This is a genomic window from Sphingomonas mali NBRC 15500, from assembly GCF_001598415.1.
GTDB classification, from domain to species: Bacteria; Pseudomonadota; Alphaproteobacteria; order Sphingomonadales; family Sphingomonadaceae; genus Sphingomonas; species Sphingomonas mali.
The window spans coordinates 19,362-35,507 of sequence record NZ_BCYX01000039.1; the positions used below are offsets into that span (position 1 = coordinate 19,362).

Sequence of the window (16,146 nt, forward strand, 5' to 3'; positions counted from 1 at the left end):
GTCAGTGTCCGAACAAGAGACGGTCGCGCAGATACTGGCTGTCGGCCACGTAATAGCGGTCAAACCAGGCCGGCTTGCCACTCAGCGCAGTCGGCTTGGCAAGCGCCAACGGTGTCGCCTCGGCGGGCTTGGCACCCTTGGGCTTGACCTTCGCGTCCTTCATTTTCGAGCGGAAGTGCAAGTGATCGAATAACCGCACCGCCTCGATCGCATATGCGGTGGCGACAATCGGGTCCTGGATCATCACGAGGTGATCGCCGTTACCGCCCTCGCCGCTCGGTGAGAGGTTGGACGATCCGGTAAAGACCTTGGCGGTCGGCAGGCCGAAATCGGTGACAACGAATTTGTTGTGCAGGTTGATGCCTTTCCCGCCCTGCCATTCGGCACCGAACGGCGGCGGCGCGTTCTTCGCGAGATAGCCGAAGTCGACCACGCCGATTGTGCCGTCGGGCTTGTAGACATCGAGCTTGCTCGGCTTGGCCTCGGCGCCCGGTTTGGGCTCGGCGCTGGCCTTGTCGACCACGCCGTAGCTGAACAACGGTCGGGTCGCGAGACGATCGATTGCGGTGCGCACCGATCCGCTCTTCGTCTGGTTGAGAAAGGCGATCGAGAAGAAGACCGACGAGGTCGCCTGATCGATCGCCGCGCCAACCGGGGACAGCCCGATCTCTTTATCGGAATGCGGCGACAGCGCGATTTGCACGATCGGCTTGCCCGGCGTCGCAAAGGCGTACCATTTGCGAGCCATCTCCGATGCCGAGAATGTCTCCGGCTGGTGAAACGCTGCGTCGAAATAATCGCCGAACAGCCCGGCGATATCGAGATCGCTGAACAGCAGTGCGTTGTTCGCCTGGATGTAGAAGCCACGGTAGCTGAAGTTGGTCGACCCGAGCAACACGCGCTGCGCCACTCCGTTGCGCCGCAGGATGATCACCTTGTTGTGCTGCAGGCCCTTGAATTTCATCCGCACCACCTGGCCACCGGTGCTCGCCAACAGCCGCGCGGATGCCTTCCCTTCGGCGCCGTCGGGCTGATTGTGGTCCTTGGGGCTGTCGTCGATCACCGCGCGCAGCCGCGGCCCGAGTTTCTCGAGACGGTCGACCAGCCAGCCGAGATTGAGGTCATAGGCAAAGAAATCCACCGTCAGCGTCGTGTCCGCGACTGCCTCGTCGACCAGCGATTGTACGATCGCCGCCGCTTCGAAGCCGAGCCAGGTATAAGGGTTGTCGTCGCTCGCCGCTGCCGGGTCGAACGGCGGCGCGAACTCCAGGCCGACAGCGTTGGTCGCCGGCAGGATATCGGCGCGGTTCCCGAACTTGTCGCGATAGGCTTGCGACGAAGCGAATGCGCGAGTGAAACCGATGTCGAGGAACCCCGGATGAGTGACGGGATTGAGGTTGATGGTGGCGACCAGTTGCGTTCCGGCGACCAGCGACCCCTCCGCCGGCATGTGCATCTTGGTCACGCGATAGGAATAGAGCCCATCGATCGGATCATAGGGGAAATGCACCCAGCGGAACTTCTGAAAGGGCGCCTCGGTCGAGGGGAATTGGACGTCGCCATTGACCTTGCTTCCCACCGGATAGGAAAAGGCCAGGCGATTGCGCAGCGGCGCGAAGTCGGTTCCGCCCGGGCGCAGGACTTCGATCGCGAAGCCGACGAGATCGGGTTCCGGCGCGTCGACGTCCATGCCGATCAGACACATGCGTTCGCCGCGCCACAATTTGAGGTGGAATCCGTCCTTGCTGGCGCTGTCCATCGCGTCGCCCCCTGCCAAGTGAGATACGGGCCGTTTTATAGCATCGGACGATGACAGACCCGCGAATTCAGGTCCGGATCGGGTCGATCTCCACCATCGTCGTCGCCAGCCGCTCGGCCTGGAGACGATCGTGCGTCACCATCAGGATCGGCAAGCGCAGTCGGTCGCGGATGTCGACGATCGCGCCCTCCACCTCGGCGGCTCGACCGCGATCGAGCGAGGCGGTCGGTTCGTCGAGCAGCAGGAAGGCGGGATCGCTGAGCAATGCGCGGCCGATCGCGACGCGTTTCGCCTCCCCACCCGATAGCGTCCGCGGCCAGCGGTCGAGCAAATGCGCGATGTCGAGCAATTGAACGACGTCATCGATCGCCGCCGCCCGCCCCGCGCCGTAGCGGAGGTTCGCCGCCACACTCAGATGCGGGAACAGCCGCGATTCCTGGAAGACATAGCCGGCGCGCCGGCGCTCCGGCGGCACGTCGATACCGTCGCCGAACAGCTCAACCCCACCGACCCGGATATGGCCACGATCGGGCCGCAGCAGCCCGGCCACCATATGGAGCACGCTGGTCTTGCCCGCGCCCGAGGGGCCGAACAGCACAGTCAGGCCTTCACCCGCTTCCAGCCGCAGCGCGATCTCGGCATCGCCGAGCCGCTTCGAGACATGGAGATCAAACGCCATGAACCATCGCCGCGCGCATCCGTCGTGCGAGCAATTCCGACGCTACCAGTGCCGCCAGCGCCACGGCGACCGACAGTGCCGATAGTCTGAGCGCGATCGCGTCGCCGTCGGGGCGTTGCAGCGCGGCGTAGATCGCCAGCGGCAAGGTCTGGGTCTGGCCCGGCACGTTGGAGACGAAGGTGATCGTCGCGCCGAATTCGCCGAGCGACCGCGCGAAACCGAGCACGGTGCCGGCCAGCAGGCCCGGCAGGCTCAACGGCAAGGTGATCGTCCAGAAGACGCGCCACGGACCGGCACCCAATGTCCGCGCCGCGCCTTCGAGCCGGCGGTCGACCGCTTCGATCGACAGCCGGATCGCGCGCACCATCAGCGGCAGTGCCATGACCCCGGCGGCGATCGCCGCGCCGGTCCAGCGGAACAGCACGCTATCGCTCAAGAAACCGAGCGGCCCGCCCGGTGCGAAGGCCAGCAGCAGGAACCAGCCGGTGACCACCGGCGGCACGACCAGCGGGAGATAGACGATCGCCTCGATCAGGATTTTGCCCGGGAAGCGGCCCCGCGCAAGCAGCCAGGCGATCGCGAAGGCGATCGGCAGCGCCGCGAGCGTCGCGACGAGGCCTACCCGTAGCGACAGCGCGACGATTCCCCATTCTTCGGGGGTCAGCGCAGCCTCCCCGGCGTAGTGAAACCGAACCGCGCGAAGATCGCACGGCCGCGCGGCGACAGCAGGAAGCGGCGGAACCCCTCGGCCTCCGGATTGGTCGACCGCGCCAATCGGGCGATCGGATACAGGATCGGCGGATGGCTGGCCGGTGGAAACACGCCGGCCACGCGCACTTTGGACGATGCCTTGGCGTCGGTCAGGTAGACGATCCCGAACGGCGCCGCGCCGCGCTCGACCAACGCCAATGCCGCGCGGACATTCTCCGCACGCACGACCCTCGGGGCGACCGCAGTCCAGGCGCCGAGCTTCTCGAGCGCCGTCTTGCCGTATTTGCCTGCCGGCACGCTGTCGGGGTCGGCCATCGCCAGCGGCCCCGCACCCAACAGGCGCGCGAGTCGAACTCCGCCGTTCGGAATCGACGAATGCCGTCCGGCGGGTTCGACGACTACCAGCCGATTGCCGACCAGGTCGGCGCGCGTTCCCGCCGCGAGCAGAGCTTTGTCCGCGAGTGCGTCCATCCACTCCTCATCGGCCGAGACGAACAGATCGCCCGGCGCGCCCGCTTCGGCCTGGCGCGCCAAAGTCGACGACGCGGCGAACGAGATCACCGGCCGAGGATGCCCCGCCTTTGTCCAGACATCCGCCGCAGCGGTCAGGGATTCCTGCAGGCTTGCCGCGGCCAGCACGATCGGCGCTCGGGCAGCGGACGCGGCACCGATCGACCACGCGGCCAATCCGGCCAGGACGAGACGGCGCGTGAACGACTGCATCATGCCGCCGCGCATACACCGCGCGGCGGACGCCTCAAAGCACGCGATAGGTGGCGATGTCGGCGCGAATACCGTGCGTGGCAAAAAAGGCGTTGCGATCGAACCGCCGCTTCGCCTGGTGGCGCGCGATCGCGGCGGCGACGATCGGGATCACCTCATCGCTTTCCCATTCGGCGACGGTGACGAAGTTATACTCGCCCGGGCCGCCGACCTGTTCGAGCAAATCGTGGCGCACGAAGCCGGGTTGCGTGCGCATCACGGCATCCGTCTCGTCAACGGCGTCGATGAACGCCTGGCGCGCCGCATCCGGCACGATGAACTTGTCGACGCGATAAAAGGGAGCAGTAGCCATGAACAATGTCTCCTGATGGTCTGAACCAGGCGCCGAGCCGATTGCCGGCACCGGGAGACGCGCCTATGCAACCTCAAGCTTGGTTCAGGTCAAGGGACTTTTTGGCATGCAGGACATTCCCGCGATGCTGTCGGTCGGAGAGGTCGCGAAGCGCAGCGGCGTCGCGGTTTCGACGCTCCATTTCTACGAGGCCAAGGGGCTGATCACCGCGGAGCGGTCGGGTGGCAACCAGCGCCGGTTCCGTCGCGGCGTGCTGCGTCGGGTGGCGGTGATCAAGGTAGCGCAACGCACCGGCATCCCGCTCGGCGAGATCAAGGCGGCGCTCGACAAGCTGCCCGTCGATCGCCCGGTCTCGGGCGAGGATTGGCGGCGCATGTCGGCGGCATGGCGCGACGATCTCGACCATCGCATCGCGCAGCTCACTGCGTTGCGCGATCAACTCGGCAGTTGCATCGGCTGCGGCTGTCTGTCGATGGAGGATTGCCCCTTGCGAAATCCGGCCGACCGCCTCGGCAAGGATGCGAGCGGCGCACGGCTGATCGAGTAGCGCCCCTACCTCGCGGCTTGCACGCGACCCGTGCGCTGCAGCTTGCCCCAGCCGACCAGCGGCCCGCGCAGCGCCTGGGTGATCGCTTTCAGCACGACATAATACATCACCTGGCGGTACCCGATCCGCTGCGGAATCAGCAGCCACAGCAACGACCATTTCTCGCGGCGTTCGAGGGCGAAGGCGACGATAGCCGAAAGCAGGTCGATCGCGGTGAAGATCAGCCAATAGGCCAGCATCTTCTCGATACTGTGCTGCGTCTGATCCCAGCCATGTTGTTCGACGGCGAGCCAAGTCAGTGCGAAGCTGACGATCAGCGCTAGGTCGATGATCGGGCTGATCGCGGCAAGCACGATCTGGAACACGATCGCCTGAGGAAGGCCAATCCAGGCCAGCCCGCGCGGCTTGCCACGGCCGATGATCGTGCCGTGCTTCCACAAACATTGCAGCGTGCCATAGGCCCAGCGGAACCGCTGTTTGGCGAGGCCCTTGAAGTTCTCCGGGCTTTCGGTCCAGGCGACGGCGAACTGGTCGTAATGGACTTTCCATCCGGCGCGCTGGATCGCGATCGTCAGATCCTGATCCTCGGCCAGCGTGTCGTCCGGATAGCCGCCGACCGACCGGATCGCCTCGAGCCGCCACGCCCCGACCGCGCCTGGCACCACGGTCATCGCATTGAGGCTGGCAAGCGCGCGGCGCTCCAGATTCTGCGCGGTGATATATTCGAGCGCCTGCCATCTGGTGACCAGATTGACCCGGTTGCCGACCTTGGCATTGCCCGCCACCGCGCCCAGTTTCGGATCGCCGAACCAGCGCGCCAGCCGCGCGATGGTGGTCGGCTCGAACTGGGTATCGGCGTCGAGCGCGATGACGATCTCGCCGGTCGCGAGGTCCAGGCCCTGATTGAGCGCGCGCGCCTTGCCGCCATTTTCGAGCGTCAGCAATCGGACGCGGGGATCGCCGGCAAAAGCATCGCGCACGATCTCGCTGGTGCGATCCTTCGATCCGTCGTCGATCACGATCACTTCGATCCTGACGTCGGTCGAGGCGAGCACCGTCCGGATCGACCGCTCGATCACCGCTTCCTCGTTATAAGCGGGGATCATCACCGTCACGAAGCGGTCGGGATCGATCGCCGGGAAGACCGTCCGCCCCTCGCGCCGCGCCTGGATCAACGCAAGCGCCGACAGGACCACCGCGCGCAGGATGCCGATCGAGATCGCGAAGAGGAAGATCCAGCCCAGCGCCGTTACTACCGCGCCGATCGTGCCGAACAGGAACAGATCGACCTCCGCGGCGGCTCGGTCGCCGGGCGAGATCAGCGGCATCGCCTGGTCGCGCGACAGGCCGGCGAGCGCCGAGACGGGGACCAACGTGAACCCCATGGCGCGTAGTTTTTCGATGATCACCGGCAGCGCCTCGACCGTCTGCTGACGGTTGCCGCCCGCGTCGTGGAGCAGCACGATATTGTGGCTGCACTGCGAATCGTCGCCCGACGCGCAGCCAGTGCCGCGCTTCGCGACCCCATCGACGACATTGTCGATGATGGCCTGGACGCCCGGCCGCTGCCAGTCCTCGGCATCGACGTGCAGGCCGACCGAGATATAGCCCCGCTCCTGCGCGCGATATACCGGCCCGAGTTCGTCCGCCGTGGTCGGCTCGGCGTCGCCGAAATAGGGCGCGCGGAACAGACGCAACGAGCGCCCGGTAAAGGCCTGGAACAGCCGCTGATTGGCATTGAGTTCGATATCGGTATCGGTCGCCGAGGCACCCGCGAGATTGGGGTGCGTATAGGTGTGGCTGCCCACCTCATGCCCCTCACGCACGATCCGTTCGAGCAGCCCGCGTTCGGTCAGGCCGTTCTCCCCGATCATGAAGAAGGTTGCCGGCGCATTGTAACGCTTCAGGATGTCGAGGATCTGTGGCGTCCATTGCGGATCGGGTCCGTCGTCGAAGGTCAAGGCGACCTTGTTCGGACTATAGCCGGTCCGCTGGATCATATATTGGCTGGGCAGCTTAAGGAAATCGACAGCAGTGATGTAGCCGTCGCGCAGGGTCGTTACCTTGCGCTGCCCGGCGGCAGGCGTCGCGCCGACCTTGAGGATTTCGCCGCGGCCCTCGATGTCGACATCGGTACCGTTCGGAATCGCCTCGATCACATTGGCCGGCGGCAACGTCGGATGCGATCGACCGAAGATCGACCAGATGCCGGGATCTTCGGACCCCAGCCGCCACAAGGCGATGCCGCCCAGGCCGGCGCGCCGCAAAAAGCCGATCTGGTTGTAGGCCGATGCCGCATCGAGGAACCAGACGACGTGCTTCTTGCCGTCTTCCTCATACGAGAAGCCGGAATTGCCACTGGCCGGGTCGAAGCTCGGCATGGCGTCCGAATCGCGCGCGATCTGCCACGCTTCTTCAACCGTGACCGGATCGGCACCACCGGGGTACCAATTATAACCGTAACTGCCGATCGTCACGACCAGCTTCGATGCCGAGACGCCGCGCGCCGCATCAGCGACAGCACGCGCAAACCAGGCCTGCGACGCAACCGGCCCGGGATCACCGGAATTCTCGTGCTCGTCATACGACATCAGGAAGATGCGATCGACGATCTTTGCGTAGGCCGGCAGGTTCCACGACCTGTCCCCTACCGGCACCGCGATCGTTATCAGCCAACCGTGCCGATCGAATCGGGTATTTGCCTCGTTAAGAAACGCGAGATAGTCGTGTTGCGCCGAGGGCGGCAGCTGCTCGAAATCGAACATCGCGCCCGCCGCGCGGTTGGCGAGCAGCCAGGGTTCGAGCTTGTCGAGGAACGCCTTGCGCAGCTTCGGATTGTGAAGCATCGCCGCCATACCCGGACCGTCGAACTGCCCCTGGATCGCATTCTGGATCATCGGCAGCACCAGCGGACGGCGCGCGGCGCCATTGATCACGGCCCGTCCGGCGGTATCGCTGAACACGGTGATCGTATGCTTCGGCCCAGTGACCGAAACCCAACCGGGAATGACCCAGTCGAGATCGTTGATATGCCGACGCAGCGATTCGGCGCTCTGCGCATCCCACGGCACGTGGAAAGCGATCGCCAGCGGCACGTTGCCGACGGTCTTGGCTTCCTTCGATCGCGTCTCGCCGGTCAGCTTACGCCCATACCAGTCGACCGTGCGGCTGGTGCGCTTGAGCAACGTGTCGTGCGGCGGGGCCAGCCGATGCAGCGGCCGTTCGGAGTTGATCGGCAATAGCGGTTGTGTCGGCACGATCCCGATCGACGCGGCAAACACCACCGCGGACAGCAGCAGCAGCGCGATGAAGGCCGCGACGCCGAGCGCGAAGCGCCGCCGTCGCCGGCCCGAGGGATCATAGAAGATTGGCGCGCCGGCTGTGGTCATCGGATGCGCGTCGTGGCACTGCCCGCGCCCGCCTTCAAGTGGGTGCGTTCGATCGGCTCGACCGGCCGCGCATCAGGCCGCCGCACGCACGACCGACCGTTCGTACACCGTAAACAAGTCGGCGAAATGCGCGTCCATCAACCGCACTTGCGGTGCAAGCGCCGCGGCACGCCAGCGCTCGGCCTGGAGGTCTTCGCCCAGATAGGCCGTTAACCGCTCGCCCAGATCGCGCGCGTCACATGCGGCGTAGCGAATACCGCATCCCGGCCGGTGGTGGTCGGCGGCGCCTCCGCGGTCCGGCAGAATCAGCGGCAGGCCGCTTGCCGCGCCCTCTGCCGCGACCATGCAGAACGTCTCCGCCTCGCAGCCGTGGATCAACGCATCGGCGCTGGCCAGCATCCGCGCCAGCCGGGCGCGATCGGTGATTGCCGGCGCGACAATGATATGCGGCGACCCGCGCGTCGCGCGAATTACCCGCGCGCGGTCGCGTCCGGCGCCGAACAGGACGAGGCCGACGGCATGGTGCGACCCCGCCGCGAGCACCGCCTCGCAGATCATCGGCCAGCGCTTTTCGGGCGCCATGCGACCGAGTCCGACCAGCAAGGTCGCCTCGGGCGGCAAGCCGCATTGCTCGAGCATCTCGCGACGCAAATCCTCGTCGCGCAGATCGGGCGAGAAGACGTCCGGCTGCACGCCCATTGGGATAGTCTGCGCCTTGGCCACGCCGCCGGCGCGCAATCGGCGCGTCAGATCGTCGCTGGCGCTCACCACGAAATCGAACTGGCGATCGAGCCGGCGCAAATGCCGCCAATACCATTCGAGCCGGCGGTCGATCGTCGAGATCGAGAACATCCCCTGCAGCCAGCGATAGGGATAGGCCGACAGGAAGTCGCAATGCATGATCAGCGCGCGCGGGGCGTCGCCACGCCACCGCCCGACCATCGCCGCGCTGGTCCAGGGCGAGGCGACCTCGACCAGATCGGGCCGCCATTGGTCGAGCGCGGCGTGCAGCCGGTCCTGATCGTCGAAATAATGATAATTGCGATCGAGCGGAAACGGCGCTGCGGCGATCGTCGCGATGATCGCGCCGGGCGCCACTTCCTCGATTCGATCCTCGTCGCCTGGCGCCAGGATGATCATCTCGTGCCCAGCCGCGGGTGCTGCCTGCAGCTTGCGCTCGACATAGGTCTTCACGCCGCCTCCGGCGGGCGTGTAGAAGGCGCAGACATCGACGATGCGCATCAGCGTGCTCCGACGTTCAGGGCCTCGCGCGCCAGGTCCGTGACGGCGAGCGCTGCGCCGATCACGACCTGCCCGGCAAAGAGCACGCCCGCGACCAAGGCGACCGTATCGGCGACGTTGGGGACGTCGTGCAGCATGCCGGCAGCAAGCCCGGCGAACACCAGATCCTTGTTGGGCAGGAACGGCAAGCGGGTGACGAATTGGCGTGCTGCCGACAGCAGCAGCCACCAGCCGAGCGACACGCCCGGCATGACCATGGCCCACAGCAATCCGAACATCAGCGTCACCGCGATCGACCGCGCCGTGTGGATCGCCGCGATCCGCCAGAATTGCGCGCGCGACACCGCGAACAGGCGGTGGCGGAACAGCATCACCACCATCGACGAGGCGACCAGGATCACACCCGACCACAGCACCGGCGCATTCATCGCACCAAATTCGAGCGGCCCGGGCACCGCGATCGCCGCCAGCAGCAGAACCAGGGTGACGATATTGCCGGTCAGCGCCGACAGCACCGCGACGTCGCGCACCGCCCCGAATGGCGAGCCGGGGATCGACGCATTGCGGCGTGCCCAGAGGTAGAATTGCAGCTCGCCCGAATAGCCGCACAGCAATTCGTTCGACGCCGACTTGCGCAGCAAGGCGGTGAGCCCGCCGATCAGCGGCAACGGCCACAATCCGCGGAAGATGATATAGTCGGCGATCGGCTGGATCGCGAGCAGCAACGCCATGCCCACCCAGAAGGCGGCCGATACCGGCAGCAACTGACCGAGCGCGATCAGGTCGGCCCGACCCAAGAAGCGGGCAACGACGAAAATGATCGCGATCGAGAGGATGGGCCCCGTCCAACGAAGCCAGGGGGCAGCGGCGCGATCCCCCGCGCTTCGTGCCCAATCGGCAACCGTGGCGGCCTCCATTCCGCGTACGGCCCGTGACATATCGTTCATTCGATCGCTACCTTACTCGTCCCTTTCCCTTGTTGGTCCCTGGCCGTTCACGCCCCCATGGCCGGCAAAAGCTCGCGGTATCGGGCAAAACGCGCCCCGCGCGACAGACTGGCAACCGTGCGCGCGATACTGTCGGTCAGTGCCGGTACGTTGGTGTCTCCAGGATGAACGGCGAGCCGCATCCATGGACGGCGCGGCAAAGCGGCGCGCGCCAGAGCCGCAACGGTAAGCGACGAGGCGATCCGCCAGCGGCTGCGGCTGGCCCAGGTGATCACCGGTCCCTTGGCGACGACCTCACCGGTGGCGGGGCGCCATACCTTCATGTGATCCTCGGCAAGCGCGAAGCCTTCCTCGCCCAGCGCGCGCATCGCGCCCTCGCCATAGAGCCAGGCAGGCGCGATGAATCCGGTCGCTGGCCGGCCGATAATGTCCTCGATCAGCTTGCGCCCATCGGCCATTCTCTCGCGCGCGGTATCGTGATCGAGGCCGAGGAACTCACCCTCGCCCGCGGTCATCCGTTTCGCCTTGAACTTGGCCAACGCACCTTCGTGCTCGCTGCGGTCGATGTGGAACCAGCCATGGACGAACATGTCGACCCCGGCGTCCGACCAGGCGCGCAGCCGCGAGGCGAACGGCGTGCCCGCGCGGATGGGGGAATCGCCCCAGTGATCGGGCACGACCAGCATCGCATAGCGTGGCCCCGGCATGCCGCGCGATACGAGGTCGGCAAGCCGATCGACTTTCCCCTCGAACTTGGGGGAGACGTCGTGGATCGAAACCAGCAGGGAGGGTTCTGGGCGGGGCATAAGCGGAATAGGGTACAGCGTCACAACGGGTTGCGCCCGCTAGGCCCGTTCCGGACGGACCGCAAGTGCAGGAATGTCGCAGTCTGTCGCCGTCATTTGCATGCGGAAAGCTATGCGGCGCTGCGCGTCCCGAACCAAAGCACGTGCCGCGGACCCTTGCCGTTGCTACGGGCGCGGGTCACGACCTCGTCCACGGTAAAGCCGCACGAGCCGAACTTGCGGGCGAACCGCGGGTCTGGCGCCGCCGACCAGATCGCCAGGATGCCACCCGGGCGCAGCGCGCGCCATGCCGCTTCCAGCCCGCGTTCCGAATACAGTCGGCCGTTGCTCGCGCGGGTCAGGCCGTCGGGGCCGTTGTCGACGTCGAGCAGGATGGCGTCATACTGCCCTTGCCCGTTGTCGATCAGCGCCGCCACGTCGTCGCCGACGACGCTGACGCGCGAATCGTCGAGGCAACCGGCGGCCAACTCGGCCATCGGGCCGCGCGCCCAGTCGATGATTTCGGGCACCAGTTCGGCCACGGTCAGTTTTGCATCGGCACCCAGCGAGCGAAGCGCGGCGCGCAAGGTGAATCCCATGCCATAGCCGCCAATCAGCAGATGCGGTGCCTTGCGGGCACCGAGGCGTTCGCACGTCGCGGTCGCCAGCACTTCTTCCGACCCGCTCATCCGGCTGTTCATCAGCTCGTTGCGGTCGAGCACGATCATGAAGTCGGCGCCTCGGCGGAACAGGCGCAATTCGTCGTTAGTGCCGGGGATGCGCGCGACGTCGATCAGTTCGCGAGGGATCATTGTGTTTCTCCGGCCTAAATACGGCATCTCAACGTCACCCCGGCCTCGTGCCGGGGTCCAAGGTGCAGCGATGGAGGGCCTCGAACCTCTTGCCCTTCGGCCTGCCGCCCGTTGGGCCCCGGCACAAGGCCGGGGTGACGGCGGGATAAGGAGACCGATGTCTAGCTCTCGTCGCCCATCCTGAGCGCAGCGATGAAGGCTTCCTGCGGAATCTGCACGCTGCCATATTCGCGCATCCGCTTCTTGCCTTCCTTCTGCTTTTCCAGAAGCTTGCGCTTGCGGGTGATGTCGCCGCCATAACATTTCGCGGTAACGTCTTTGCGCATCGCGGCAATCGTCTCACGCGCGATGACCTTGCCGCCGATCGCCGCCTGGATCGGGATCTTGAACAAATGGCGCGGGATCAGGTCCTTGAGCCGCTCGCACATGCCACGCCCGCGGCTTTCGGCGGTACCGCGATGGACGATCATGCTGAGCGCATCGACCGGCTCGTTATTGACCAGGATCGACATCTTGACGAGGTCGCCCTCACGATAGCCGATCTGGTGATAATCGAAGCTGGCATAACCACGGCTGATCGATTTCAGGCGATCGTAAAAGTCGAACACGACTTCGTTGAGCGGCAGTTCGTACGTCACCTGCGCGCGGCCGCCGACATAGGTCAGGTTCTTCTGGATACCGCGGCGATCCTGGCAGAGCTTGAGGATCGAGCCGAGATATTCGTCCGGGCAATAGATCGTCGCTTCGATCCACGGCTCGCTGATCAGCGCGATCTTGTTGGGATCGGGCATGTCGGCCGGGTTGTGCAGCTCGATATGCCCCTGCCCGTGCGTCAGCTCGATTTGATAGACGACGGACGGCGCAGTGGTGATCAGGTCGAGATCATATTCTCGCGTCAGCCGCTCCTGGATGATCTCCAGGTGGAGCAGCCCCAAGAAGCCGCAACGGAAGCCGAAGCCGAGCGCGGCCGAAGTCTCCATCTCGAACGAGAAGCTGGCATCGTTGAGGCGCAATCTCGAAATGCTCTCACGAAGCTTCTCGAAGTCGTTGGCATCGACCGGAAACAGCCCGCAGAACACCACCGGCTGGACTTCCTTGAAGCCCGGCAGCGGCGCGGCGGCGGGCCGCTTGGTGTCGGTCAGCGTGTCGCCGACGCGTGCCTGCGCCACGTCCTTAATCTGCGCGGTGATGAAGCCGATCTCGCCCGGGCCGAGGTCGGTCAGTTGCTCGATCTTGGGCCGGAAGCAGCCGACGCGGTCGACCAGATGCTGGGTGCCGGCCTGCATGAAAGTGACCTGCTGGCCCTTTTTGAGCACGCCGTCGATCACGCGGACCAGGATGACGACGCCGAGATACGGGTCGTACCAACTGTCGACCAGCATCGCCTTGAGCGGCGCCGAAGCATCGCCCTTGGGATGCGGGATACGCTGGACCACCGCCTCGAGCACCTCGGCGATGCCGATTCCCGATTTGGCCGAAGTCAGCACCGCGTTCGACGCGTCGAGACCGATGACCTCCTCGATCTCGAGCTTGACCTTCTCCGGCTCGGCGGCGGGCAAGTCGATCTTGTTGATCACCGGCACGATCTCATGGTCGTGCTCGATCGACTGATAAACGTTGGCGAGCGTCTGCGCCTCGACGCCCTGCGCGGCGTCGACCACCAGCAGCGCGCCTTCGCACGCCGCTAGGCTGCGCGAGACCTCGTACGCGAAGTCGACATGGCCTGGCGTGTCCATCAGGTTGAGCGTGTAGGTCTCGCCGTCCTGCGCCTTGTACGACAGCCGCACGGTCTGCGCCTTGATGGTGATGCCGCGCTCGCGCTCGATGTCCATATTGTCGAGCACCTGCTCGGACATTTCGCGCTCCGACAGCCCGCCGGTCGCCTGGATCAGGCGGTCGGCAAGCGTCGACTTGCCATGGTCGATATGGGCGATGATCGAGAAATTGCGGATTTTGTCGAGCGGCGTGGACACGATGATCTTTGCAATGAAGAGGGATTTGCCGCGCCGATAGCAGGCATGCGGCCAAACACCAAAGGGCTCAGGCGCCCGACAGCGACTTCTCGGTACCGAGGATGGCGCGAAGTGCGGTCAGATAGCGCTGCTCCCCCTCTCCGCTCACCATCGTCCAGCGCACGCCGCGACGCTCGAGCACTTCCATCGACAGATCGTAGAAGCGCTGCCGCTTTTCCGGCGTGCCGAACATCCGCGTGCCGTCGTCGACCCAGGGAAGGTCGATGTCGAACAGCAGATAGAGATCGGCGAAGCCATTCCACGAATCGAACCATGGGTCGTGGCGACCGAACAGCATTTCCGCCCAGACCTCTGTCATCAGCGGATCGGTGTCGAGGATGACCGGCGTCCGCCCGCTGGCGATCGCCTGGCGCGTCTGGGCGTCGTGCGCCTGCGCGATCGCGACCAGATCGGCCATCGTCCAGTTGGTGCCGAACGCCTCGGTATAGGTGCGGCCATATTCGACCACGCAGGCCGAACCGAAATGGCGCGCCAATTCGGGCGCCATCGTGGATTTGCCGGTGCTTTCGGGACCGTGGAGGCAGATCGAGCGGAGTTTCATGCCGCCGCCCCTTGCCGCGCGGCTCGCCAACGCGCCAGCCCCCAGATCGAAATGCCGAGCAACAGGACGTAGAGCGCCGTGGTGATCCACAGCCCCTTGGTCGCGTAGAGCCCGATCGACAGGATATTGGCGGCGATCCACAGCCACCAATTTTCCAGCTTGCGCACCGACATCAGGATCTGCGCGGCGACGCTGGTCATCGCGACCGACGCGTCCCACCAAGGCAATGCGGCGTCGGTGAAGCGGTGCATCAGCCAGCCCCAGCCCGCGACCGCCAATATAATGCCGGCGAGCCAGCCGAGCCGCGCGCTCGCCGTCAGCCGCTCGACCACCACGTCGCCCGCGTCGATCTGCGAGCGGCGCCATTGCCGCCAGCCATAGAGCTGAACGATCAGGAAAAAGACCTGGAGCAGCGTGTCGCTGTACAGCTTGGCGCGAAAGAATACCGCGCCGTAAATCACGACCCCGGCGATCCCAAACGCGTAATTCCAGATGCTGCGGCGCGCAACCAGCCAGACATTGGCGAGGATCAGCAGCGCCGCCACGCCCTCGACCGGCGACATCTCGCTCAGGAATTCGCGCACAATGCCGAGCGATGCCATCGCCGCCGACGATAGCGACGCGTGCTGGTTCGACAAGGATTTCCGCGCCGTTCAATCGGCATCTCAGCGCAAGCATATGGCGGAAAACGCCTATTTCAGGTCGTTACGCTCTGCTAGAGATCATCGAGGATGCAGGGTGGGTAGCATCTCCCGCATCGACACGGGAAGCGCTACGGCAAAGGCCGGACGCGCACGAATTGGGTCATCCGCTGCCGGACCGCGCGAGGGGCACCGGCGCTTGGGGAGGTTTAGATGCGTAAGTTGATGATGGCGGCCGCTGCTGCGGCGATTGCGCTAGTTACGGTTGTGCCCGCGAGCGCGGCGCAGGACCGCTCGTCCGGCCGCAAGGATCAGGATCGCGGGATGCGCGAAATGCCGCATTGCGCCAAGCCACTCGGCACGATCGCGATGGTTGAGCCCGAAAACCAATGGTGGCGTCAGTACAATCTGGGCAGCCCCGAGGCGATCCTGAAGGTCTTCGTCCAGGAATCGCATTGCTTCACACTCGTCAATCGCGGCCGCGCGATGCAGAGCCGCGCGATGGAACGCGCGCTCGCCGACAATGGCGAACTCCAGCGCGGATCGAACATGGGCAAGGGCCAGGTCCGCGCCGCGGACTTCCTGCTCGAACCGAACATCGTCACCACGAACGACAATTCGGGCGGCAGCAATGTCGGCGGTGCGATCGGCGGCGTGCTGAGTCGCTTCGGTGGCGGCGGCGCGCGTGCGATCGGGTCGCTCGCGGGCGGCATCAACATCAAGAAGGGTGAAGCCAACGTCACCCTGTCGGTGGTCGATTCGCGTACCACCGAAGAGAGCGTCGTCGAGGGCTATTATCGCAAGACCGATGTCGGATTCAGCGCGTCAACCAGCGCGAGCTGGTGGGGCGGCTTCGCCGGGGCCGGCGGCGGTGGCTATCAGAACACGCAGATCGGCCAGGTCATCGTGCTCGCCTATCTGGATGCTTACATCAAGTTGGTCGACCAACTCGGCGGCCGATAACCTTCTAACCCTCTCCCGCTTG

Annotated in this window: 15 protein-coding genes; 2 read left to right on the forward strand and 13 right to left on the reverse strand. The window is 65.4% G+C overall.

The window, feature by feature from the left end; genetic code table 11:
- Position 1: 1 nt before the first annotated feature.
- The 5 genes from SMA01S_RS19525 to SMA01S_RS19545 all read right to left on the reverse strand — a co-directional run bounded on the left by SMA01S_RS19525 (position 2) and on the right by SMA01S_RS19545 (position 4,224).
- On the reverse strand, positions 2-1,759 hold the full coding sequence (locus SMA01S_RS19525; protein ID WP_066826472.1) for a phospholipase D-like domain-containing protein: 1,758 nt from the start codon (positions 1,757-1,759) through the stop codon (positions 2-4).
- A 67-nt stretch (positions 1,760-1,826) separates the two neighbouring features.
- The gene (locus SMA01S_RS19530; protein ID WP_066826474.1) at positions 1,827-2,438 is read right to left on the reverse strand and encodes an ATP-binding cassette domain-containing protein; all 612 of its coding nucleotides are present in this window, start codon (positions 2,436-2,438) and stop codon (positions 1,827-1,829) included.
- Positions 2,428-3,102 carry a molybdate ABC transporter permease subunit gene (modB, locus tag SMA01S_RS19535; protein WP_066826490.1) on the reverse strand — a complete coding sequence of 225 codons (675 nt, stop codon included), beginning with the start codon at positions 3,100-3,102 and terminating at the stop codon, positions 2,428-2,430. The genes SMA01S_RS19530 and modB overlap by 11 nt, the downstream gene beginning before the upstream one ends.
- On the reverse strand, positions 3,099-3,875 hold the full coding sequence (gene modA / locus SMA01S_RS19540) for a molybdate ABC transporter substrate-binding protein (RefSeq protein ID WP_439654318.1): 777 nt from the start codon (positions 3,873-3,875) through the stop codon (positions 3,099-3,101). Before modA ends, modB begins: the two co-directional genes overlap by 4 nt.
- Before the next feature lie 31 nt (positions 3,876-3,906).
- A complete protein-coding gene (locus SMA01S_RS19545) occupies positions 3,907-4,224 on the reverse strand; it encodes an antibiotic biosynthesis monooxygenase family protein (RefSeq protein WP_066826476.1) in 318 nt (105 codons plus the stop codon).
- Between the two features lie 106 nt (positions 4,225-4,330).
- Here SMA01S_RS19545 and soxR point away from each other — a divergent pair, with 106 nt between their 5' ends.
- Complete coding sequence (gene soxR, locus SMA01S_RS19550) at positions 4,331-4,771, forward strand: redox-sensitive transcriptional activator SoxR (protein WP_066826493.1); 441 nt, start codon at positions 4,331-4,333, stop codon at positions 4,769-4,771.
- A gap of 5 nt (positions 4,772-4,776) precedes the next feature.
- Here soxR and SMA01S_RS19555 read toward each other — a convergent pair whose 3' ends face one another.
- The 8 genes from SMA01S_RS19555 to pnuC form a co-directional block, all read right to left on the reverse strand.
- Positions 4,777-8,160: a trifunctional glycoside hydrolase family 18/polysaccharide deacetylase/glycosyltransferase family 2 protein gene (locus tag SMA01S_RS19555; RefSeq protein ID WP_066826477.1), complete on the reverse strand. Its 3,384-nt coding sequence runs from the start codon at positions 8,158-8,160 to the stop codon at positions 4,777-4,779.
- Positions 8,161-8,232: 72 nt separating this feature from the next.
- Positions 8,233-9,402, reverse strand: coding sequence for a glycosyltransferase (locus SMA01S_RS19560; protein ID WP_066826478.1), 1,170 nt, complete (start codon positions 9,400-9,402; stop codon positions 8,233-8,235).
- The gene (locus SMA01S_RS19565; RefSeq protein ID WP_157094048.1) at positions 9,402-10,349 is read right to left on the reverse strand and encodes a hypothetical protein; all 948 of its coding nucleotides are present in this window, start codon (positions 10,347-10,349) and stop codon (positions 9,402-9,404) included. The genes SMA01S_RS19560 and SMA01S_RS19565 overlap by 1 nt, the downstream gene beginning before the upstream one ends.
- 47 nt (positions 10,350-10,396) lie before the next feature.
- Complete coding sequence (locus tag SMA01S_RS19570) at positions 10,397-11,155, reverse strand: DUF2334 domain-containing protein (RefSeq protein WP_066826481.1); 759 nt, start codon at positions 11,153-11,155, stop codon at positions 10,397-10,399.
- Between the two features lie 110 nt (positions 11,156-11,265).
- Positions 11,266-11,946, reverse strand: a complete 681-nt coding sequence (locus tag SMA01S_RS19575; RefSeq protein ID WP_066826483.1) for a spermidine synthase — start codon at positions 11,944-11,946, stop codon at positions 11,266-11,268.
- A 161-nt stretch (positions 11,947-12,107) separates the two neighbouring features.
- The gene (lepA, locus tag SMA01S_RS19580; RefSeq protein WP_066826484.1) at positions 12,108-13,919 is read right to left on the reverse strand and encodes a translation elongation factor 4; all 1,812 of its coding nucleotides are present in this window, start codon (positions 13,917-13,919) and stop codon (positions 12,108-12,110) included.
- Positions 13,920-13,986: 67 nt separating this feature from the next.
- On the reverse strand, positions 13,987-14,520 hold the full coding sequence (locus SMA01S_RS19585) for an AAA family ATPase (RefSeq protein ID WP_066826501.1): 534 nt from the start codon (positions 14,518-14,520) through the stop codon (positions 13,987-13,989).
- The gene (pnuC, locus tag SMA01S_RS19590; RefSeq protein WP_245649343.1) at positions 14,517-15,122 is read right to left on the reverse strand and encodes a nicotinamide riboside transporter PnuC; all 606 of its coding nucleotides are present in this window, start codon (positions 15,120-15,122) and stop codon (positions 14,517-14,519) included. Before pnuC ends, SMA01S_RS19585 begins: the two co-directional genes overlap by 4 nt.
- A 252-nt stretch (positions 15,123-15,374) precedes the next feature.
- Here pnuC and SMA01S_RS19595 point away from each other — a divergent pair, with 252 nt between their 5' ends.
- Positions 15,375-16,124 (forward strand): penicillin-binding protein activator LpoB, encoded by a 750-nt coding sequence (locus SMA01S_RS19595; protein ID WP_066826486.1) that lies wholly within the window; start codon positions 15,375-15,377, stop codon positions 16,122-16,124.
- The last annotated feature ends 22 nt before the right edge of the window (positions 16,125-16,146 follow it).

What these genes read in the sequence shown, in the direction of transcription:
- SMA01S_RS19545 (WP_066826476.1), bottom strand. Translation starts at nt 4,224, where the DNA reads ATGGCTACTGCTCCCTTTTATCGCGTCGACAAGTTCATCGTGCCGGAT.
- SMA01S_RS19570 (WP_066826481.1), bottom strand. Translation starts at nt 11,155, where the DNA reads ATGCCCCGCCCAGAACCCTCCCTGCTGGTTTCGATCCACGACGTCTCC.
- SMA01S_RS19575 (WP_066826483.1), bottom strand. Translation starts at nt 11,946, where the DNA reads ATGATCCCTCGCGAACTGATCGACGTCGCGCGCATCCCCGGCACTAAC.
- SMA01S_RS19585 (WP_066826501.1), bottom strand. Translation starts at nt 14,520, where the DNA reads ATGAAACTCCGCTCGATCTGCCTCCACGGTCCCGAAAGCACCGGCAAA.
- SMA01S_RS19530 (WP_066826474.1), bottom strand. Translation starts at nt 2,438, where the DNA reads ATGGCGTTTGATCTCCATGTCTCGAAGCGGCTCGGCGATGCCGAGATC.
- modA (WP_439654318.1), bottom strand. Translation starts at nt 3,875, where the DNA reads ATGATGCAGTCGTTCACGCGCCGTCTCGTCCTGGCCGGATTGGCCGCG.
- soxR (WP_066826493.1), top strand. Translation starts at nt 4,331, where the DNA reads ATGCAGGACATTCCCGCGATGCTGTCGGTCGGAGAGGTCGCGAAGCGC.
- pnuC (WP_245649343.1), bottom strand. Translation starts at nt 15,122, where the DNA reads ATGGCATCGCTCGGCATTGTGCGCGAATTCCTGAGCGAGATGTCGCCG.
- SMA01S_RS19565 (WP_157094048.1), bottom strand. Translation starts at nt 10,349, where the DNA reads ATGAACGATATGTCACGGGCCGTACGCGGAATGGAGGCCGCCACGGTT.
- SMA01S_RS19555 (WP_066826477.1), bottom strand. Translation starts at nt 8,160, where the DNA reads ATGACCACAGCCGGCGCGCCAATCTTCTATGATCCCTCGGGCCGGCGA.
- SMA01S_RS19595 (WP_066826486.1), top strand. Translation starts at nt 15,375, where the DNA reads ATGCGTAAGTTGATGATGGCGGCCGCTGCTGCGGCGATTGCGCTAGTT.
- SMA01S_RS19525 (WP_066826472.1), bottom strand. Translation starts at nt 1,759, where the DNA reads ATGGACAGCGCCAGCAAGGACGGATTCCACCTCAAATTGTGGCGCGGC.
- SMA01S_RS19560 (WP_066826478.1), bottom strand. Translation starts at nt 9,402, where the DNA reads ATGCGCATCGTCGATGTCTGCGCCTTCTACACGCCCGCCGGAGGCGGC.